Origin of the sequence: Bdellovibrio sp. HCB117 (assembly GCF_047305915.1) — a bacterium.
Lineage (GTDB): Bacteria > Bdellovibrionota > Bdellovibrionia > Bdellovibrionales > Bdellovibrionaceae > Bdellovibrio > Bdellovibrio bacteriovorus_B.
Genome location: NZ_CP178622.1, coordinates 688505 through 707395, shown reverse-complemented (window position 1 = coordinate 707395; position 18891 = coordinate 688505). Strand labels below are relative to the sequence as shown.

Below are 18891 nucleotides of genomic sequence, written 5' to 3'. Positions count from 1 at the left end.
TCACGGCGGCCTTCGACTTAAAAACGCACGGGCAATTCCTGCTCCGAGAGCTCGACCGCTTCCGGACTCAGTTTCACTACCAGAGGAGTTACCTTAACTCCTCTGCTATGAGCTTCGCGCAGAAGTTGACCGTAGTCAGGATCAATCTCATCCGCCGGAGCAAAGACATCACAGTCGTGGCGTTGCACGGTGAAGACGATCTCTGCACTATGCCCTTGCGCCACCAACTGCATCAGTTCGCGCAAATGTTTTTGCGCACGTTCGGAAACGGCGTCGGGAAATTTGGCGGTCGTTTCTTCGGCTAAGGTTACATTTTTCACTTCAATGAAATGCATTTTATCGCTGTTCTTCTTTTTAAGCACGAAATCAAGGCGAGTCTCAGCACTGATTTTGTATTCTGGTTTTACTTCATCAAATTGAGACCAATGCGCGAAAGTTCCCATCACTCCCGGTTTGCCGACGACATCCATCAACGTCTCTTTCATGATCGTGTTCGGAGTCGCCGTATTCACCCCCACCCAAGCGCCTTGAGGCGACTTGATAGCTTGCAAAGTGAATTTGAGTTTTCTCTCGGGATTGTCGGTCTCAGAAATCAGGCACAACTGACCCGGATTATTCACGCTTTTAAGGCTTCCGGTGTTGGGGACGTGAGCCACGACTTCCTGCCCTTGAAACTGAACATCGGCAAAAAATCTTTTGTAGCGCTTAAGAAAAACACCCTCGTGCAACTTTTGAGAAAATTTCATGGAACTCCCCTTCAACAGGCCGCCAAATTAGTCAGTTCCGGCCGGTTTTGTCGATAGCTTTTCATGAAGCTCCGAATTATCCGAAAGTACGGGCTTTTAACCCCTATGTCGCGGGGTGTAATTCGGTGCAATTACTCTAGGGGAAGACTAGAAGGGAGTGTTTGTTAAATTTGACGACTTTAGAAGAACTTTGGAAAGGACTTTCTCAACATGGCTACTGAAGTAAAACTGCCTGAACTTGGCGAAGGTGTTACAGAAGGTGAATTGGTAAAATGGTTGGTAAAACCAGGTGACTCTGTAAAAGCGGATCAACCTATCGCTGAAGTATTGACGGACAAAGCAACGGTTGAGGTTCCATCTCCAGTTGCAGGCACTGTCAAAGATTTGAAATTCAAAGCAGGCGATGTTGTGAAAGTGGGATCGACAATGATCACTCTTGAAGGCGGTGCGAGTGCGGCGGCTTCAGCTCCCGCTTCTAAGCCTGCAGCTCCAACGGCTTCTGCTCCTGCTCCTCAAGCAGCAAAACCAGCTGCGGGTGGCGGTAAAGTTCAAGACATCAAACTTCCTGAATTGGGAGAAGGTGTTACTGAAGGTGAACTTGTAAAATGGTTGGTAAAACCAGGTGACTCAGTCAAAGCAGATCAAGCTATTGCAGAAGTTTTGACGGACAAAGCGACTGTGGAAGTCCCAACTCCCGTTGCTGGCGTTGTTAAAGATTTGAAATTTAAAACAGGTGAAGTTGTAAAAGTCGGATCTACTATGATCACTCTAGAAGGTGGCGCGGGTGCGGCTCCTTCAGCTCCTGCAGCTCAACCTCCAGCGGGCGCACAACGTGAAGTTCCAGCTTCAGCGCATGCGAACTTTGCGGCAGCTCACTCGACTCCGGCGCAAGCTTCTTCAGCAGCAACTACGGCTACAGGGATCTTCCCTCCCGTTGCAGATTCGAAGGTTCTTGCGACTCCAGCGACACGTCGTTTGGCTCGTGAAATGGGTGTTGATATCAATTCATTGGGTGGTACGGGTCTAGCGGGTCGTGTGACTCGTGAAGATGTCTTGTCAGCAAAAGGTGGCGCTCCAGCCCAAGCGAAAGCTCCGGCTTCGGCTCCAGGTATGTCGATCCCTAAACCCGCTTACCAGGGCCCGGCAGGTGCTGCGGAAGAGCGCGTTCCATTGATCGGTATCCGTAAGAAAATTGCAGAAAACATGCAACGTTCTAAACACGTGATCCCTCACTTCACGATCATGGATGAAGCGAAAGTGGATGCGATGGTTGCAATGCGTGAGTCTCTGAAAGAACACGCTGAAAAGCACGGCACAAAAATCACTTATCTGCCAATCGTGATGAAAGCATTGATCGCGACAATCCGCGAATTCCCAATGTTCAACGCTTCTATCGACGATGCGGCGGGTGAAATCGTTTACAAAAAATACTTCAATCTTGGTTTCGCGGCAGACACTCCAAACGGACTTGTTGTTCCAGTGATCAAGAATGCAGACCAAAAAACGATCTTGGAAATCTCTAAAGAGATCTTGGATCTTTCTAAACGTGCTCGCGACGGCAAGTTAAAACCGGACGAAATGAAAGGTGCGACTATCACTGTAACGAACATCGGTTCTATCGGTGGCACGTACGCGACTCCAGTGATCAACCACCCAGAAGTGGCGATCCTTGGTATGTACAAAATCGATGAAAAACCAGTGATCAAGGATGGCCAGTTGAAAGCTATCAAAGTGATGAACTACACGATGACAGCCGATCACCGTTTGATTGATGGTGCCGTGGCCGCTCGCTTCTTGGCTGCCTTCATCGCGCGTATTGAAAACCCTGGTAAACTTTTGGTGGAGCTTGTCTAGCCCCTGGGGCTAGCTTGGAGATAGAAAATGGCACAAACTTTTGACGTCGTAGTAATTGGTGCGGGTCCTGGCGGTTACGTCGCTGCGATCCGTGCAGCACAACTTGGATTTAAAACAGCTATTATCGAAAGAGAATTTTTAGGCGGCGTGTGCTTGAACGTGGGTTGTATCCCATCTAAAGCCATGATCACGGCGACTCACCTTTTGCATAAAGCACAACACAACTTCAAAGACATGGGTTTGATGATCAAGGGTGATATCACTGTTGATATGAAACAACTTGTGACTTGGAAACAATCTGTTTGCGATAAAATGTCTGGTGGCGTGAAGCAACTTCTTAAAGGTTACGGCGTTACGCACATTCCTGGCGAAGCGAACTTCAAAAACTCGAAAGAGATCACAGTGAAGTCTTCTGCTGGCGAAGACACAATCCAAGCAAAATACTTTATCGTGGCAACAGGATCTCGCCCGATTGAAATCCCTGGTTTCAAATTTGACGAAAAAGACATCTGTTCATCAACAGGCGCATTGGCTTTCGATACTATTCCGAAGCGCGTGGCTGTTATCGGTGGTGGTTATATCGGTCTAGAGATTTCTTCTTACCTTCGTAAACTAGGCACGGAAGTGACTGTGATCGAAGCTCAATCTGCATTGCTTGCAGGTGTTGTTGATCCAGACTGCGCACAGGTTGTGGAACGTAAGCTTAAAAAAGCTGGCGTGAACATCATGTACGGAGCAAAAGCTAAAGGTCAGAAAAAAGCCAAAGACGGTTACGAAGTAACCGTTGAAATCAATGGCAAAGAAGAAGTTGTTAAGTGCGATAAGATTCTTGTGACTGTAGGTCGTCGTCCTAATGGCGATCAAGCGAACTTGAAAGCAGCGGGTATCGCGGTTGACGAACGTGGCTTTATTAAAGTGGATGCTCAACGCAGAACCAATGTTCAAAACATCTTTGCCATCGGTGACGTTGCGGGACAACCGATGTTAGCGCACAAGGCTTCTCACGAAGGTGTGTTGGTGGCTGAAGTTATTTCCGGTCAAAATCGTGTTTACGATGCGAAAACAGTTCCAGCGGTCGTGTTTACGGATCCAGAAATCGCTTCTGCAGGTATGACCGAAGCTGAAGCCAAAGCGAAAGGCTTCACGGATCTATTGATTGGTAAAGTTCCATTCGGAGCGAACGGCCGCGCTGTGAGCATGATGGAAACGGACGGTTTTATTAAAATGATCGCTGATAAGAAAACGCATGTTTTGTTGGGCGTTCACATTGTAGGACCAGAAGCTTCTAACTTGATCTCTGAAGCTGTTCTAGCGATTGAAATGGGCGCACGTATGGAAGACATCGCCTTGTCTATCCATCCTCATCCAACGCTCGGTGAAGCGATGATGGAAACCGCTGAAGCCACTTTGGGCCACGCGATTCACATCATTCAAAAACCACTTCCGAAATAAGCAAAAGCCCCGTTAAAAAAACGGGGCTTTTTTTTTGCGTAAAATCACAGACTGATTTCGTGACATCACTATTCTCACTGAGCAATTGTACTTTTTGGCACCGATTTTCGCGGCATCGTTTATGCATATTTTTAGTAAAAAAATATTTTTTGGCGTCACTATGACACCTTTCCATTGGGGGAATACATGAAACACCTTTTTGCAGCGCTTCTTGTGATGTGCGCTTTGGCACCAGCGGCTCACGCCGATGTTATGGATTCTGAATATCAGGCTGAAACTTCTTATATCAGACCGGGACCTCGTCCTCCAGGTCGCCCTGCTCCTTATCCAGATCCTGTTCGCCCAGGTCCCCGTCCTCCCCACAATCCTGGATATCCTCCCTATCCAAATCCACCACCGTCTTATCGTTATGAGTATGTGACATGCTCTTCTTACGGTTATCGTTACCAAGAGTGCTACTTCAACTCGTACGGCGTTTCACAAATCCGTTTGTACTCACAACACTCTTACGATGCCTGTATTTGGGGTCGTACTGCTGGCGCTTATGGCGACCGTGTTTGGGTTGACCGTGGTTGTAACGCGACTTTCGAAATCATCCGCTATTACTAATTTCTGTTTCAAATAGTGTTTTGAAGCCCGCCGAGTGCGGGCTTTTTTATTTTGTATCTTGGCGCTTCTGTTGAGTGACAACGACAACTGCTTCCGTCGTTTGCTAACGTAGAAGTATGGAAATACGAATCGGCATTTCAGGCTGGCTCTATCCACCCTGGCGCAAAATATTCTATCCTGAAGACCTTCCGCAGAAACAAGAGTTGCACTATGCAAGTCGCCAGGTTTCTTCTATCGAAATAAACGGTTCGTTTTACTCTTCGCAAAGTCCCGAATCTTATCAGAAGTGGTTTGTGACGACTCCCAAAGACTTTGTTTTTTCGGTGAAAGGTCCGCGCTACATCACTCACATTCGCCGTCTCAAGGATATCGAAGAGCCCTTAGCGAACTTTTTTGCAACGGGTGTATTGTATCTGCAAGAAAAGTTGGGTGCCTTCTTATGGCAGTTCCCACCGAATTTTCTTTTCGATGAAGAACGTCTGGAAAATTTCTTTAAACTTTTACCGACGACATTCTCAGAGGCCGTGACGCTCTCCGAATCATCACCGCGTTACGGGAAACGATATCCACGACCGTTTAAAAATATAAAGAAGAAACTTCGTCACGCTATTGAGGTCCGCCATCACTCATTTGAAAATCCCGCCTTCATCGACCTTTTACGAAAGTACAATGTTGCCTTGGTATTTGCAGATACAGCGGGAACATGGCCTTACATGGAAGATCTAACAAGTGACTTTGTGTACTTGCGACTGCACGGCCCCGAAGAGCTCTATGCCAGTGGATATGACGATGCGACACTGCGCTGGTGGGCCGATCGATTGAAACTATGGACCGAAGGCAAAGAGCCTGCAAATGCGCTTTCTATCAGCGACAAGCCCGCGACCGAAAGAAAACGGGACGCTTTCGTTTATTTCGACAACGACATCAAAGTGCGCGCTCCGTTTGATGCTCAATCCTTAATGCGAATGCTGGGAAAAAAAGTTTCTAAAGAAGATTCTCCCAGGCGGCCACCGGAGCTAAATTTATAATTGCTGCTAAAATTTAAGCCTCCATATCCACCGAGCACGCCAAGAGCTGTCGAGCGGAAAATTCAAAATCTATTTAAGAGCCTGAATATCGGTACATTTTGACTCCCTAAAGTTTCAATAAAAGACGAACTCTTATACGACTTGCGCCGAAATTGTTGTCAGTGATGAACTCTTAGACAGTGAAGCTTCCTGAGCTGTAATTAACGGGCTTACGAAGGCTGTCTCTCTAGCATCACTCTTGCTCTTCATCAAAGGCATGAAGACCCTTGAAAACATGAAGAAAATTATCAATGCCGTCTCAAAACGAAGCACCCGCAACGTGCTGGGTTCTTTGGCGATGATGACGTTGGTGATTGCACTTTTCAATTCTGCGAGCTTTCCTGTCGTTGTGGCGCAAATCAAAAAGATCCAAAAAATGATCTTAGATGGCGTCGTTTTTTCTCACGATCCAGAAGTGGTCTATCACCGCGAAGAAATTCTGAATGACTATCAGAACCGCATCTCTGATGAATTCTCAATCCCTGCAAATCTGCGTGATCGCGTCGGCTTTTGGTTTGATATTTACACTCGCTATGACTCGAACAAAAAGGTCGTCCACCACGCGATGTATCCGTGGATTGTGTTTAAAGTGATTGATATTTCTCACATCATTAATGCCGAGACTCCCAAGGCCCGCTGGATGCGTAACATGAAAGCGGATGACTTTGTCGATGAGGAAATTAAGAAGATTAAACAAGCGATGAAGTCCTTAGCTGACGGGCAAGACGTTGATGACGAAAACCCGTATCAAGTCGCTATTGCCAAAGCTTTTGAAAATGTCGAAGGTTCTTTGCAGGAAAATGCTCAGGATGCACTAAAGAATATTCGCTCGCAAACAGGACAAAAGAACTTCTTTGCCGAAGGTGTCGAAGTCAGTCCCTTGTACTTAAGTGGTATGGAAGAGATCTTCCGAAATCACAAGCTTCCTGTGGAGCTTACACGCATTCCTTTCGTGGAAAGCAGCTTCAATCGTCACGCGGTAAGTAAAGTCGGCGCTTCGGGTATCTGGCAATTTATGGATTACACTGGTAAGAGCTTTATGACGGTGAATGACCATATCGATGAAAGAAATTCTCCGTTCAAAGCTACGGACGCGGCCGCGCGCTTGCTAAAAGAAAATCATATGATTTTAAAACGCTCTTGGCCTATGGCTATTACGGCGTGGAATCACGGGCCATCTGGCATTCGTCGTGCGGCGAAGGCCGCGGAAAGCGAAGATTTAGGTGTTATTATCGCAAACTATCAATCGAAGACCTTTGATTTTGCCTCTTCTAACTTCTATTGTGAGTTCTTGGCGGCTCTTTATGCAGAAAAGTACCACGAACAAATCTATAAAGATCTTCAGTATGAAAAGACTTTGGATTTACACACGGTAAAATTGGCTCGCGCTATTTCCGCGAAGGAACTTCTTCGTCGCAGTGGATTAGCTAAAGAAGACTTTGTTATGTACAATCCGGACCTTAAAAAAGCTTTGGACCGAAATGTCGCCATTCCCTCAGGCTTTAGCTTGATGGTGGATACTCCGGCGCGTCTGGTTTTAAAAAGCCTTCTGACTAAAGACACTCGCGCCGATGAAGACACTAAAATCACTCAGAACGACGACTTTGAATCTACATCTGCAATCAGCAAAAACTAAAAGGGCCTTCTCAGGCCCTTTTCCCGCGACGTGCTGAAATATTTCGATCTATTTCAAGCAAGAGTAATAAACTTCGTAATCGCCTTTAGGCAACATATCGTTGAAAACCACGTTCACACCATTGATCGTGCGAGCTCCGTTATAAACTTGTCCATCTTTTAAAACCAATAAGGATCTCATGCTGTCAATCACTGGAGCACATGACAGGGTGATGGATTTAAGTGTCTGGCGCACACCTTCAGCGATCCCTTGGACTTGCGCTGCATAGTCTGTTGCGCACACATCACCAATCACACCCCCTGTCAGTTTTGAAATCTGTTCGTAGCGGTAACCTGCGGAATAGCCTTCACCACTCAAGCACGCTTTATCGTCAGGACGAGCAATGATCGAATGAAAGCTCACGCTTTTTTGACCGTTGAAAGCCGTTTGCACATACTTCACGAAATTCGCTGGGTCGTTCTTAGCTCCATTCGCGGATTCATCTTCGTCTGAGATCAAGACAACTGCCAGTTGCGAGTCCGAGCGAATGAAATTTTTATTGGTTGCCGTTGAAGCCAAAGATCTTTCGATCGCGCGGTAAGCAGCATAAATTCCTTGTTCATCGCCACTTCCCGTTTCAGGTCGTTGCAAAGTCATGCCCAGAGCATTTCGTGCCACCGTGTCGCTCATCGAAGAGTTCAAAATGTAGTTGTTTGTCTGACCATAGATAGGCACCAAGCGTCCGTCTCCTAATGTTGAATTCGATGGATCTGTCGTCGTAACGGCGATCTGCCAATCCAATCCTTTAACGACATCCAGGAAGTTGCGAACGCGAGACGCCATGCTTTTTTGTTCATATTCCATAGAGCCCGAGTTGTCGATCACGAATAAGATATCGACTTTTTGGTACTCGTTCACCTTCACGTTTTGCACCATTTGTTTGTACAAAGAAGTGACCGTGAATGTGACGGACTTTTCTGAAGATTGATTGAACTTGTCTGTTGCTGAGACTTTCAAGGTGTATTCGCCGCCAGCAAGTTTGGGGAATACTATTTTGTTCGTCCCTGCCGCACAAGGCTTAGACACGGCACCCACCATGCATGTCACACTTTGGACACCCGCACCTGGATCCGTCACTGAGAACACCACTTCAACATCCGTGCCTTCTTCGACCGGAGCTGAAGGATATTTTGCAAAGACGATTTCTGGGCCCGCCTGATCGATATAGATTCTGCGAACATAACAAACACTGGTTCGGCCATCATGGTCACGGAACTGAACACTCAATGGGACACTTTGATTTGTTCTAGAACTCAGGAAGTAACGGCTTCCGACAAAGCTTGCGAAAGTTCCTGCAGAGCAAGTTTCATCTTCAGAAATTTTTGTGTAAGCACTGGTAAAAGGAGGATAGAAATCAAGAAGCAGATTATTAGATCCTGTAAGAACTTCGCCTTTATTGATATCAAACCCGTTAGGCGCCGTTGGTTGTGGAACAGTTCCACCGTTATCACCGCCGCCGGTGCCGCCACCACCCGTACTGCTACCAGGATCCTCTGGAGGAGGCTCCGTGATCACAGAGAAATCGCCGTTGTTGTTATTTGAGGGAGCTTCCGTGCCTCCGCCGTTTTCAAGACATCCTGTCAGTGCGATAGCTCCTAGCAGAACGACGATCAATCCTAGATTCTTCATGAGATACTCCCTCTCCTGATTTCCATTTTGAAAGCAAGTGTGGCGTCATTTCAAACGAATCTCATTTTGAAATTTTTGTGACTAATGCGTTTACATACCCAAAAACATTGCTGTCCAATTTTTTGTCACTTCAAAGAAACCAGCCCTTTTCATCGAAGTGCATGACAATGTTTCCGATCAATGGCACAAAAAGGTATGTCGGTTTTGCAGTTTCAAGATTGGGGTCTTATCAACTATGAAGACGCCCTAAAAAAACAATTGGCTTTGGTAGAGAAGGTTTCAAAAGAAAATCTTCCGGGCTTTCTTGTTTTTTGCACTCATCCTCCCGTAGTGACTTTAGGCCGCTCTACGAAACCCGGCGATGTCTTTGCTTGGAATGGATTGCAAGTCGAAGTCACTCGCGGCGGACGCGCGACTTATCATGGCCCAAGCCAACTTGTGATCTATCCCATTGTGAATTTAAACCAGATGCGCAAAGGTCGCAAAGAACGCGACATCGCTCCTTTCCTACGTATTTTTGAAGAAGGCATTGTCGAAGTTCTGAAATCCTATGGTCTTGAAAACGTAGAGGGTCGTTCGCTCACGGACGATACCGGCGTATGGAGCGGCAATAAAAAAGTGGCTTCGGTCGGCGTGGGTATTCGCCAATGGGTGAGCTTTCACGGTGCCGCTATTAACATGACGTACGATTCTCAAGCGTTTCAAGGTTTGAATCCTTGTGGTTTCCCACCTGAAACGATGATCAGTCTTGAAGAGCTTTTGAAACGGCCTATAAATTTGGACGATTTTAAAGAGAAATTGAAATTAAAACTTCTGGATATTTTATAGAGAAAAGGGAAGGCCCCCGGTCGAACCTTCCCGGAAAACATGGCTATATAATTAATAGTAATTCGAGGAACGGTGGTCTCTTCCGTAATCTTCGTCGGAATCCATGTCGTCATCTTCATCCCAGTCCGACTGAGTCGAGTAACGATCTTCATCATAGTCGTCGTCCCAATCACGTTCTCGGCCGCCTTGACTAGCGCGTCCGCCCATCGAAGATATGCGTCTTTGTTCCTCAGGGTCCATCGCCGCAAATCCTCGCTTTGAAGATCCTCGGCTGCTTGATGATCTAGATGCCATTACACCCTCCTTGATTATTCACAGACCGAAAGTTGTTCTCGGTCCAACAACCTTGAAGCAGATGGAGTAAAGTGAAAAGGCAAGGGTCGAAGAATCAGAAAATCAGCTCGGAAAATGCCCTGAAACAACATCAAAAAACAAAAAGACGGAGTCCTTTGGGACATCCGTCTTGTGAAGAAAAATACAGTTTTTTTGAAATCAAAAATTCGTTTAAAAAATTTTTGATTTGCGCGGTGGATTACAAAAAAGAAGCAGGCACCTTTTATTTTTTCTTGGTGATGAAGTGATCTACGGACCAGCGGCCGGCACCGTGAAGTAGGAAGAAGAGAGCGGTGAAAAGGTAGAGCAAAGCCATTTCTTTTTGCTGGAAAGAGTCTGCCGCGTGGACGCCGAAGACTGCTACTAACATGGTGATGATGACGGTTAAAGCTGCAGGACGAGTCAGAAGACCTACTGCAAGCAAAAGTCCGCCGGCGAATTCAGCTAAAGCTGCTAGCCATGCAAAAAGTTCTGGTGCCGGGAAGCCCATCCCAGCAACTCCGCCGATCAACATTTCATTCGGGGGAAGTTTTCCTAAGCCGTGAGAAAACGCCATCGTCAATCCGATGAAGACACGCAGGATGGCTAAAGCCACGTCGTCTAAGTTTGTATTGTAGTTTTTAGCGGCAAGAAGTCGCATCATAAAGTTTTTCATTGTTGTCGTCCTTTGATGATTATTGAGGTTCTGGCGCTGAGGCCTGGAACTTTTTAAGCATAGGAATAATAACGGTGCGACGGCTGCCTGTCAGACAAGTGTTGAAAAGTTCAACCAAGTCCGCAGTTTCGTTGTGAGAAATATCTCCGTCATAAAAAGCCATAGACCATTTTTCGAACAGACGCTCGGCCGCTGTTGTTTCAATAAGAACGCGGATAGTATGATTGCGATCGTCCATCAGAATTTTGCTTAGAACTTTTTTGACGTCTTGTTCGCGGCCTTCAAGAAGCTGCAAGAAATAGCCATCGCGAAAAATAAGAACTCCTGTGACCTCTTCCATCTCGTTATTGATGCGTGAGACTTCGAGAATATCCTGAATATCAGAATAGCTGATATCCTCGGCAGCCTGACTTAAATAAACCAGTTGGAATACAGGTCCCATTAGTTCCTTTGTCTGTTAGGCAGGGCGGCTCATCATGATGACGGCTTCACCCTTTACCACCACGTCGCCATTCAGTTTCGCCGCGTTTGTTTCAACAGTGGCGATGCCTTTTTCTTTGCGAATGCCCGTGATTTTAATAGTGATCACAATCGTATCATCGATGAAGACAGGATTTACGAATTTCAAAGACTGACCCAGATAAATACCGCCGCCACCGATGCCATCAACAAGAGCTCTGGAAATCAGAGCCCCGACGATCATACCGTGAGCAATACGGCGACCGAATCTGCTTTTTGAAGCATAGTCATCATCCAAGTGAATAGGATTGCGGTCTCCTGAAAGATCCGCAAATTGCTGCACCATTTTGTCAGTCACCTGAACAGTAATGGAAGCTGTGTATCCTACATCAATCGAAGTCGCCGTATCAGTCATCTTAAAAAACTCCTACAAAATATTCGCTGCCAGCTCTGCGAGCTCAGATCTTTCACCTTTCGTCAGAGTGACATGGGCCGCGATAGGTTGGCCTTTGAATCTCTCGACGGCATACGTAAGACCGCTGTTCGCTGAATCCACGTAAGGGTTATCGATCTGGTAAACGTCGCCCGTAAGAACTACTTTCGTCCCTCGGCCGGCACGCGTAACGATCGTCTTGATTTCATGCGGAGTCAAGTTTTGTGCTTCGTCAACAATGAGGTATTGCTTCGGAATGCTGCGACCGCGAATGTAAGTCAAAGGCTCAATATTCAGCATACCCTGATTAATAAGCTCTTGCGCGCGACCCGCTGCTTTTTTGTCCGCACCCATCAAGAATTCAACGTTATCAAAGATGGGCTGCATCCAGGGATTTAATTTTTGCTCGATGTCACCTGGCAAATAACCGATGTCACGTCCCATAGGGAAGATCGGGCGAGATACGAGTAATCTCTGGAATTGACCTTGATCCAAAGTCTTATGAAGACCCGCAGCAATCGCCATCAAAGTTTTACCCGTACCGGCTTTACCGACAAGCGAGATAAACATGATTTCATCGTTCAACAAACAATCCAAAGCAAAAGCTTGCTCTACATTGCGCGCGTGAATACCCCAGATAGAATCCGCTGCCTGAACAAGAGGCACGATGGCTTTTTCGTTATTGCTGTAACGACCGATCGCCGAGTGATTTGGATTCGCTGAATCTTTCATAATCACGTATTGGTTGGCGTAAAGCTTCACGTCAGTGACGAAACGTTTTTCTTTGTAGAAAGCATCGATCTGATCTGGAGTCACCATGATCTCTTGATAACCTTCATAAAGGTCGTCGCGATTGATGTCGTTTGTTTCGTAGTCTTTTGCGACAACACCGTAAACGTCGGCTTTGATACGAAGATTGATATCTTTAGAAATCAACTCCACTTTGTAACGTGGATGTTGTTTTTGCAAAGCCAGCGCCGTATTCAAAATACGATTGTCCGCTTTCTGGTGATCTAATTCCGAAGGCATCCCCGCCAACATCAAATCCGTATTGATGTAAACCATCGTTTCGGAATTATCGATCTGCACGCCACTCGCTAAGGAACCCTTCGCGCGAAGCACGTCGATAAAGCGGCTGAATTGACGGGCGTTACGTCCGTTTTCGCCTTGGTCTCTTTTAAACTTATCCACCTCTTCGATAACAGAGATGGGAATATGTACATCGGCCTCGCCGAATCGCAGGATAGCCTGAGCATCGAAAAGAATGACATTCGTGTCGACAACAATTTTTCTGCGTTTAGCTTTACTCAAGGACATCCCTCCGTAGTTATAGTCCTGAGAAATTCTGCAATTCAGACAGCAGAACTTCTACTGTCTAAATTGCAACAAATTGCAGGACTAAAGTCTACGGAAAAGGGCCGCGTGATTAAATTAAGAGATGTGGGAAACGAGAACGTCCCCGGAATCAGTTTTCAGACTAGCGCTGACATTTTCGATGAACTTCACAAAATGATGAAGTGCGACATCGTTCATCGTGCCTTTAACGAAATTAGCACCGTGACGAACAACACCTTCATCTTCGATCGCACGACTGTTTGTTACACGAATCGTGAATGGGAAATAAGTCGAATGATTCAAGTACACACGCATAGCCACTTCATCTCCTTGAGAGAAGCCGCCTTCTGTCAGTTCCAAATCAAACGCCATCCCGTTTTCAGAGATATCGTACAAAGCTGCTTTTAAAAGACCTTTTTCAGGAAGGACTACGAAAGCCCCCACGAACTCAGTCAGAATCGTACGTTTTACATCACGACGATCACGGCTCAGAATTTCTTGACGAGCCTCAGTAATATCAAGGACCTCAGCACGCGCTTCGAATTTTGTATTTTCTAAAGAATTTTGACCTCTTAGGCGCGGCGTAATATCGAGAACCTTACCCATTTTTCCCCCTGTGACTCATTTCTTATCGGTAAAATATGTTTCAACTTTAGCCGTCTTGCACCAAGGTCCAGTTTCGTCTTATATTGAGACATGCCTGTTATTCGCGCCGTCTTTATTAGCATTTTAGTTCACTGCCTCTTGATGGGGACCGTGATTTGGATTGCACCGAAATTTCAGTTGCCTGAGGCGGAAACTATCGAAGTGGAGCTGACGCCAGAAGCGCAGATCATGCAGGCGCTAAAGCCCAAAGAGCAGCAAATCGTGCGGCAAGCCATCGTGCCTGAAAAAATGAAGCTTCCGGAAGACGATACTTTGGCAAAATTTCTTTCCGAACAAAAACAGCGAGTGAAGGAAGAAACACGTGCGGCTCAGTCCGGCATGACCACAAATCGTAGCAACCAAGCCGCGGTTGCCGAGCCCAAAAAACCCACACCTGCCGCACCTCAAAGGCCACGTCCTGCCGAGTCTCAGCCAAGCATGGATAAAGATGGCTTCAAAGAAGTCGACATCAGTAAAGACTTGCAAGAGATGAATCGATTCAACGAAGGCATGTCGACGATCGGTGAAACAATGCCGAACGAAATGAAGGTAGGATCTTTCACGGCTCTCAATACCGATCGTTACTTGTTCTATACTTTTTATGCACGTATGGAAGAACTGGTCCGCTATCGTTGGGAAACCCGCGTGCAACAGGCTATTGATAGATTTGATCGACTGACCTTAGTGAATGCGGGAAACCGCAATTGGGTCACCCATATCGAGTTTCTTCTGGATAAAAACGGATATCTTCGTCAGTCGTTGATTATGAAAAGCTCCGGCATCCCAGCGTTTGATGCTGCGGCCGTAAATGCTTTCCGTGATGCAAAGGTCTTCCCTAATCCTCCGCCCGAAATGGTGCAGGAAGATGGTTTTATCCATATCAAATTTTCTTTCACCGTGAACTACGCTCCCCCGGTTCTCGTGAATAGAAATTAGGCCGCTTCACTATACAAAAGTTGAAGTCTAGTCTGCTTTAGTCCAGCCGCAGTCTTAAATTTCTGTCACTCGCCACAGTCCTTGCTAGAATGAAAGATATGAAAAAAATATTTTCTATCTGTGTTTTGGCCGTTTTGTTTATGTCCTCCCCTGCCCATGCTCTTTATACGGAATTGGGTCTTTCTTACGGAAGAAAAACGACTACTTTTGATGAAAACAACTCTTTTGATTCTGAATCTATCACCGGCTCTGTTTCGATTTATTTTCTAGAGCGTCTGGCCCTGGAGCTGAGTTACACAGATGCGCGCGGCTTGCGTGAGGAAAAAGCAAACTCTTCGGATCCTCAACGTACGACGACACAGAAATCCCAAATCATGGGTGCGGATCTTATCTTAGTGTTTGCTGATAAAAAGTCCTTGTTCCAACCCTACATCAAGGGCGGCGGCGCACAGATCAGTCGCTTCCAAGAAGTTAAAATCGAAGGACAGGACTCTTATACTATCGAGCCCGAAAATGCGACGGTTCCGAGTTACGGTGCGGGTTTAAAAATTCAAATGACAGAGACCTTCGGAATTAAGTTGAGCTATGACGTCTGGAAGACGCCGATTGGTGGTGGCATGCAGACGGATGACTCTTCAGTTCGTGCAGGCATCACTTGGGTGCTTTAAAAGTACTGATCTTAGCCACTCTTCTCATAAGCCTTACCGGATGCCAGATGGGTTATCTGATGAAATCCGGCATGGGGCAAATGCAACTGCTCAGCAGTCGGGTTCCTTTGGATGAAGCCCTCAAAGATCCTCAGCTTGAGGAAAATAAAAAGCAGAAACTGCGATTAGCACAAGAAGCCCGCTTGTTTGCAGAGCAAGAACTTCACCTGACAGCGACTAAAAACTATACTTCTTACGTTGAATTGGGCCGACCCTATGTCACTTATGTTGTCAGTGCGGCTCCCCGCTGGGAATTAAAACATTACCAGTGGTCTTACCCGTTCATGGGTAAGATGCCTTACAAAGGTTTCTTCAATGAAGCCGATGCTCAAGATCTTGAAAAAGAAATGCAAAAAGAAGATCTCGACACTTATATGCGCGGTGTTTCAGCCTATAGCACACTGGGATGGTTTAACGACCCTATATTAAGCTCTATGCTTCGCTACGATGATTACACCTTGGTGAACACGATCATCCATGAAACTGTGCATGCGACTTTGTATATTAAAAATTCTGCGGACTTCAATGAGCGCCTCGCCACCTTCTTGGGTAACAAAGGTGCCGAACAGTTTTATCTGAAGCGTGAAGGCTCGGACTCTCCGACGCTCAAAGAAATTCAAAATGAAAACTCTGACAGTAAGACGTTCTCGAAGTTTATATCTGCCGAATTAAAAAACTTAGAAACTTGGTATAAAAATCTGCCGTCCTCTGAACGCAACGAAACGCTACGTTTAAAACGCATCCATGAAATACAAGAAAAATTCGTCAAAGAAGTTCAGCCTCAGTTGCTGACAGACAACTACGCAAAGTTCCCTGAACTGAAGTTGAACAACGCCCGTCTGCTTGTTTATAAAACGTATATGCAAGACTTAAGCGAATTTGAAAAGCTCTATGAACTCGTGGGCTCGAATTACTCTCGCTTCATTGAAACATGTAAATCCTTAGAAAAATCAAAAGATCCAAACCAAGGTTTGAAAGATTTAATTCACAACCTGAGCGGCGCAAAATAGCCCAGTTGTTTTTTCCTGACGATGACTTCGTCTTTAAAAATTCGTATCCTCTTTCAAAGTTTCCGGAGGATTCAAATGATGAAGTTAGTTATTCTTTGTTGCGCATCCGCACTTCTTTTTTCCTGCACGACTACACCAAAACCTGAGACGCGTTTGCAGAAATTGAATGACGTCGGTGTCGTTGCACTTTTTGACGAAACTCTTCCCGTGAAATATGTGGGTACAAATAAGAACGCCAATAAAGAAATGTCCGCCAACATCAGTTCATGGTCCTTGAACCAAAGTGTCGCGGCGGAAATTCAGAATGGTTTGAAAGATAAAAACAAAAAAGTCTTCGAACTGAACGTGGACCCGGTGGTCATTAAAACTGGCAAAGAAACCGGGGCTCAGCTGAAAGACATTTACCTGGGCAATCGTTATCAAGCCCTTCAAGAGTATCTTGGTACCGAAGCAGAAAAGCAGGGAGCCAAATATCTTTTCGTTGTGCATCCGACATCTCTCGAATCCTACACCAACTATCGCGCAGGCTTTGGTTTCTTCTGTCAATCCACCGCAAATATCAAAGGTGACCTGCAGGGCTACACCCTGGTTCGTGCACAGCTTTGGAACGTGAAAACGAAAGAATTGGAAGCCAGCGTGAATATCACTCCGGAAGACTTATCATTTAACACCGGTAAGACTTGTGCGGAGGCGCTGAAACTTGGTCCTGATAAAGTCGCGACTTTGTACAAGGAGCAGATGCTGGAGCTAGCTAAAAAGTCAGCGGATCTAGTTTTAATTCGCACAGGATTGCAGAATTAACACTGATTGTTCACACACCATCGTCTCCTGGCAGTTGTATTGAGTACAATAGAGACAGATCAACCGTAGGAGGTGATATATGGCTAACCAAAACATGAACCAACAGAACCAGCAGTCTTCGAAAATCCCTTCTAAAGAACAAAACTTGGAAAAAGAGTCACGCAACCAAGGCCAACAACAACAGCAGCCTGGTAGCCAAAAAAGCGATCAACAGTTCCAAGGAAGTGTTGAAGACGATTCCGAAGAACAAGCTCCTTAGCACAAAGCTGTTCCACGAAATTTTCTGAGATAATGTCATGGGAAGTGTTCCGCCGTAAAAGGCGAAACATTTCCCAGACCTAATAAACTTCTGTTTTACCTTTAAAGTGTTCCACGAGTCCGAATATTACGATTTTCCACATAGACATCATTTTTTCTCCTTGATACCCAGGCGGCATCTAAAGGAGAAACCCATGAAACAACTAATCACTATGGTAGCTGTTGTACTTTCTTTTTCTGCTGCAAACGCAGCTTCTAACTGTGTCTCTGAAATGATGCAAAAGACTCACGGTAACCGTGAACTAGCAACTCAACTTTGCCGTTTGGGTGAAGCGACTTGCAACGTTTCTGAAATCATCAGACAGAACAACGGCATCAATTACGCTGACGCTATCCAATTGTGCGCAAAAGCAGCGGGCCCAGATCGTTCTGAGTTGGAAGCTTGCATCCGTTCAGGCAAAAACTACTCTGACTGCAACTAATTATTTTTCTTCGATAAGTTTTGGCGAAGGAAGCGATTTGCTTCCTTTGCCATTACTTTCAGGATTTGCCAGCATGGACTTGATTCTGTTTGTTAAATCCTGCTTGATCACCAAATACTGAGCCATACGCTCGGAACCTAGAAGCGGTTTCAATTTATCAAACTCTTCTTCCCCCACACGTCCGTAACTTTGCAAAGTTTTACGATACTTTGAAAGTTCATCCTCTTTAGATTTTGCGGATGTTGCTTTCTGCATTTTTTCGACAGAAGCTTGCAGCTCGTGATTGAGGTCGGCTTTTTTTTGATTCAGGCTTTTAACGATGTCGGTGAACTTTTTTTCTTCCACCGGAGTCAGCTTTAATTCGTCACTCATTTTCCAAATAAGCAACTCTTCCAACTGATTGCGCTTTTCCGCCGCAGACGCAGCGGAAACCAACGACGTGGAAAACAAAACTGAAATAGTGAAAAGAAAAATCAAACGCACTTTAATCACCCGACAATGGGTGATTAGCGTCCGCTTTCACCCATAATTTTATTGAATTTAGATCCTGATAAATTTTCGAATGATTCGCGAGCTACGTCCATATAAAAATCAGATTCGCTCTGAGTGCTGATTAAAGTCTGGGACAAGTCTTCTGGGGACAACAAGGCCTCAGCGACAATTCTTTCATGACCATCGCTCAACAATCCTACACGTTGCATGGACTGGTTAACTTTTGACACCTGAGTCAACAAGAGTGACGCCAAAATAAAAAGAGATGTTACACCGCCTGCCGGATAAAGCCATCCTCTCCAGTGAGAGCGCAAAAGATTTCGTGGTGTCATCAACACCGGAGCTGGCGCGATGGCCGTCTCCTCGACCTCGGCCATGATCTTGTCGTGCAGACGATTGAAGAAATCTTCATTCATCGGGAGTTCAAGATCATCGGCTTTCTTAAGTCCTTTTCGAACTTTGTCTAATCGATCCATACGATCCAT

22 protein-coding genes are annotated in these 18891 nt (G+C 45.8%); 12 read left to right on the top strand and 10 right to left on the bottom strand.

What is annotated here, in order from left to right:
* Positions 1-17 precede the first annotated feature (17 nt).
* Positions 18-746, bottom strand: a complete 729-nt coding sequence (sfsA, locus tag ACLWBD_RS03400; RefSeq protein WP_413569523.1) for a DNA/RNA nuclease SfsA — start codon at positions 744-746, stop codon at positions 18-20.
* Positions 747-956: 210 nt separating this feature from the next.
* On the opposite strand from sfsA, the gene ACLWBD_RS03395 reads away from it, so the two are divergent.
* The 5 genes from ACLWBD_RS03395 to ACLWBD_RS03375 all read left to right on the top strand — a co-directional run bounded on the left by ACLWBD_RS03395 (position 957) and on the right by ACLWBD_RS03375 (position 7364).
* Entirely contained in the window at positions 957-2600 is a 1644-nt protein-coding gene (locus ACLWBD_RS03395; RefSeq protein WP_413569522.1) for a 2-oxo acid dehydrogenase subunit E2, read from the top strand.
* Between the two features lie 27 nt (positions 2601-2627).
* Positions 2628-4052, top strand: coding sequence for a dihydrolipoyl dehydrogenase (gene lpdA / locus ACLWBD_RS03390; protein ID WP_413569521.1), 1425 nt, complete (start codon positions 2628-2630; stop codon positions 4050-4052).
* Positions 4053-4238: 186 nt separating this feature from the next.
* Entirely contained in the window at positions 4239-4661 is a 423-nt protein-coding gene (locus ACLWBD_RS03385; protein WP_063206454.1) for a DUF3011 domain-containing protein, read from the top strand.
* Positions 4662-4777: 116 nt separating this feature from the next.
* Entirely contained in the window at positions 4778-5689 is a 912-nt protein-coding gene (locus ACLWBD_RS03380; protein ID WP_413569520.1) for a DUF72 domain-containing protein, read from the top strand.
* Positions 5690-5963: 274 nt separating this feature from the next.
* Positions 5964-7364: a lytic transglycosylase domain-containing protein gene (locus ACLWBD_RS03375; protein WP_413569519.1), complete on the top strand. Its 1401-nt coding sequence runs from the start codon at positions 5964-5966 to the stop codon at positions 7362-7364.
* Positions 7365-7412: 48 nt separating this feature from the next.
* Here ACLWBD_RS03375 and ACLWBD_RS03370 read toward each other — a convergent pair whose 3' ends face one another.
* Positions 7413-9032: a hypothetical protein gene (locus tag ACLWBD_RS03370; protein WP_413569518.1), complete on the bottom strand. Its 1620-nt coding sequence runs from the start codon at positions 9030-9032 to the stop codon at positions 7413-7415.
* Between the two features lie 180 nt (positions 9033-9212).
* Between ACLWBD_RS03370 and lipB the strand changes: the two genes are divergently transcribed.
* A complete protein-coding gene (gene lipB / locus ACLWBD_RS03365) occupies positions 9213-9860 on the top strand; it encodes a lipoyl(octanoyl) transferase LipB (protein WP_253696652.1) in 648 nt (215 codons plus the stop codon).
* A gap of 51 nt (positions 9861-9911) precedes the next feature.
* Here the strand turns inward: lipB and ACLWBD_RS03360 are convergent, their stop codons facing one another.
* The 6 genes from ACLWBD_RS03360 to ACLWBD_RS03335 all read right to left on the bottom strand — a co-directional run bounded on the left by ACLWBD_RS03360 (position 9912) and on the right by ACLWBD_RS03335 (position 13681).
* Positions 9912-10154, bottom strand: coding sequence for a KGG domain-containing protein (locus ACLWBD_RS03360; protein ID WP_413569517.1), 243 nt, complete (start codon positions 10152-10154; stop codon positions 9912-9914).
* 262 nt (positions 10155-10416) lie between these two features.
* Entirely contained in the window at positions 10417-10848 is a 432-nt protein-coding gene (locus ACLWBD_RS03355) for a DoxX family protein (protein ID WP_413569516.1), read from the bottom strand.
* A gap of 19 nt (positions 10849-10867) precedes the next feature.
* Complete coding sequence (locus tag ACLWBD_RS03350) at positions 10868-11290, bottom strand: BLUF domain-containing protein (RefSeq protein WP_063206449.1); 423 nt, start codon at positions 11288-11290, stop codon at positions 10868-10870.
* A gap of 15 nt (positions 11291-11305) precedes the next feature.
* Positions 11306-11722, bottom strand: a complete 417-nt coding sequence (locus ACLWBD_RS03345) for a MaoC family dehydratase (RefSeq protein WP_063206448.1) — start codon at positions 11720-11722, stop codon at positions 11306-11308.
* Positions 11723-11734: 12 nt separating this feature from the next.
* The gene (locus ACLWBD_RS03340) at positions 11735-13057 is read right to left on the bottom strand and encodes a PhoH family protein (protein ID WP_063206447.1); all 1323 of its coding nucleotides are present in this window, start codon (positions 13055-13057) and stop codon (positions 11735-11737) included.
* A gap of 114 nt (positions 13058-13171) precedes the next feature.
* Positions 13172-13681 carry a PilZ domain-containing protein gene (locus tag ACLWBD_RS03335; protein ID WP_063206446.1) on the bottom strand — a complete coding sequence of 170 codons (510 nt, stop codon included), beginning with the start codon at positions 13679-13681 and terminating at the stop codon, positions 13172-13174.
* 90 nt (positions 13682-13771) lie between these two features.
* Between ACLWBD_RS03335 and ACLWBD_RS03330 the strand changes: the two genes are divergently transcribed.
* The 6 genes from ACLWBD_RS03330 to ACLWBD_RS03305 all read left to right on the top strand — a co-directional run bounded on the left by ACLWBD_RS03330 (position 13772) and on the right by ACLWBD_RS03305 (position 17914).
* Positions 13772-14656: a cell envelope integrity protein TolA gene (locus tag ACLWBD_RS03330; RefSeq protein ID WP_413569515.1), complete on the top strand. Its 885-nt coding sequence runs from the start codon at positions 13772-13774 to the stop codon at positions 14654-14656.
* 98 nt (positions 14657-14754) lie between these two features.
* Positions 14755-15324, top strand: a complete 570-nt coding sequence (locus ACLWBD_RS03325) for an outer membrane beta-barrel protein (protein ID WP_063206444.1) — start codon at positions 14755-14757, stop codon at positions 15322-15324.
* Between the two features lie 47 nt (positions 15325-15371).
* Positions 15372-16373 carry an aminopeptidase gene (locus ACLWBD_RS03320; protein ID WP_063206443.1) on the top strand — a complete coding sequence of 334 codons (1002 nt, stop codon included), beginning with the start codon at positions 15372-15374 and terminating at the stop codon, positions 16371-16373.
* A gap of 75 nt (positions 16374-16448) precedes the next feature.
* Positions 16449-17174: a hypothetical protein gene (locus ACLWBD_RS03315; RefSeq protein WP_413569514.1), complete on the top strand. Its 726-nt coding sequence runs from the start codon at positions 16449-16451 to the stop codon at positions 17172-17174.
* 79 nt (positions 17175-17253) lie between these two features.
* Positions 17254-17433, top strand: a complete 180-nt coding sequence (locus ACLWBD_RS03310) for a hypothetical protein (protein ID WP_063206441.1) — start codon at positions 17254-17256, stop codon at positions 17431-17433.
* 193 nt (positions 17434-17626) lie between these two features.
* The gene (locus ACLWBD_RS03305) at positions 17627-17914 is read left to right on the top strand and encodes a hypothetical protein (protein ID WP_413569513.1); all 288 of its coding nucleotides are present in this window, start codon (positions 17627-17629) and stop codon (positions 17912-17914) included.
* On the opposite strand, the gene ACLWBD_RS03300 is transcribed toward ACLWBD_RS03305, so the two are convergent.
* Entirely contained in the window at positions 17915-18397 is a 483-nt protein-coding gene (locus ACLWBD_RS03300) for a hypothetical protein (protein WP_413569512.1), read from the bottom strand.
* A 23-nt stretch (positions 18398-18420) separates the two neighbouring features.
* The gene (locus tag ACLWBD_RS03295; protein ID WP_063206439.1) at positions 18421-18891 is read right to left on the bottom strand and encodes a hypothetical protein; all 471 of its coding nucleotides are present in this window, start codon (positions 18889-18891) and stop codon (positions 18421-18423) included.

Excerpts from the sequence above, each read along its gene's own strand:
- sfsA (WP_413569523.1), bottom strand. The coding sequence starts at position 746 with ATGAAATTTTCTCAAAAGTTGCACGAGGGTGTTTTTCTTAAGCGCTAC.
- ACLWBD_RS03395 (WP_413569522.1), top strand. The coding sequence starts at position 957 with ATGGCTACTGAAGTAAAACTGCCTGAACTTGGCGAAGGTGTTACAGAA.
- lpdA (WP_413569521.1), top strand. The coding sequence starts at position 2,628 with ATGGCACAAACTTTTGACGTCGTAGTAATTGGTGCGGGTCCTGGCGGT.
- ACLWBD_RS03385 (WP_063206454.1), top strand. The coding sequence starts at position 4,239 with ATGAAACACCTTTTTGCAGCGCTTCTTGTGATGTGCGCTTTGGCACCA.
- ACLWBD_RS03380 (WP_413569520.1), top strand. The coding sequence starts at position 4,778 with ATGGAAATACGAATCGGCATTTCAGGCTGGCTCTATCCACCCTGGCGC.
- ACLWBD_RS03375 (WP_413569519.1), top strand. The coding sequence starts at position 5,964 with ATGAAGAAAATTATCAATGCCGTCTCAAAACGAAGCACCCGCAACGTG.
- ACLWBD_RS03370 (WP_413569518.1), bottom strand. The coding sequence starts at position 9,032 with ATGAAGAATCTAGGATTGATCGTCGTTCTGCTAGGAGCTATCGCACTG.
- lipB (WP_253696652.1), top strand. The coding sequence starts at position 9,213 with ATGGCACAAAAAGGTATGTCGGTTTTGCAGTTTCAAGATTGGGGTCTT.
- ACLWBD_RS03360 (WP_413569517.1), bottom strand. The coding sequence starts at position 10,154 with ATGGCATCTAGATCATCAAGCAGCCGAGGATCTTCAAAGCGAGGATTT.
- ACLWBD_RS03355 (WP_413569516.1), bottom strand. The coding sequence starts at position 10,848 with ATGAAAAACTTTATGATGCGACTTCTTGCCGCTAAAAACTACAATACA.
- ACLWBD_RS03350 (WP_063206449.1), bottom strand. The coding sequence starts at position 11,290 with ATGGGACCTGTATTCCAACTGGTTTATTTAAGTCAGGCTGCCGAGGAT.
- ACLWBD_RS03345 (WP_063206448.1), bottom strand. The coding sequence starts at position 11,722 with ATGACTGATACGGCGACTTCGATTGATGTAGGATACACAGCTTCCATT.
- ACLWBD_RS03340 (WP_063206447.1), bottom strand. The coding sequence starts at position 13,057 with ATGTCCTTGAGTAAAGCTAAACGCAGAAAAATTGTTGTCGACACGAAT.
- ACLWBD_RS03335 (WP_063206446.1), bottom strand. The coding sequence starts at position 13,681 with ATGGGTAAGGTTCTCGATATTACGCCGCGCCTAAGAGGTCAAAATTCT.
- ACLWBD_RS03330 (WP_413569515.1), top strand. The coding sequence starts at position 13,772 with ATGCCTGTTATTCGCGCCGTCTTTATTAGCATTTTAGTTCACTGCCTC.
- ACLWBD_RS03325 (WP_063206444.1), top strand. The coding sequence starts at position 14,755 with ATGAAAAAAATATTTTCTATCTGTGTTTTGGCCGTTTTGTTTATGTCC.
- ACLWBD_RS03320 (WP_063206443.1), top strand. The coding sequence starts at position 15,372 with ATGGGTTATCTGATGAAATCCGGCATGGGGCAAATGCAACTGCTCAGC.
- ACLWBD_RS03315 (WP_413569514.1), top strand. The coding sequence starts at position 16,449 with ATGATGAAGTTAGTTATTCTTTGTTGCGCATCCGCACTTCTTTTTTCC.
- ACLWBD_RS03310 (WP_063206441.1), top strand. The coding sequence starts at position 17,254 with ATGGCTAACCAAAACATGAACCAACAGAACCAGCAGTCTTCGAAAATC.
- ACLWBD_RS03305 (WP_413569513.1), top strand. The coding sequence starts at position 17,627 with ATGAAACAACTAATCACTATGGTAGCTGTTGTACTTTCTTTTTCTGCT.
- ACLWBD_RS03295 (WP_063206439.1), bottom strand. The coding sequence starts at position 18,891 with ATGGATCGTATGGATCGATTAGACAAAGTTCGAAAAGGACTTAAGAAA.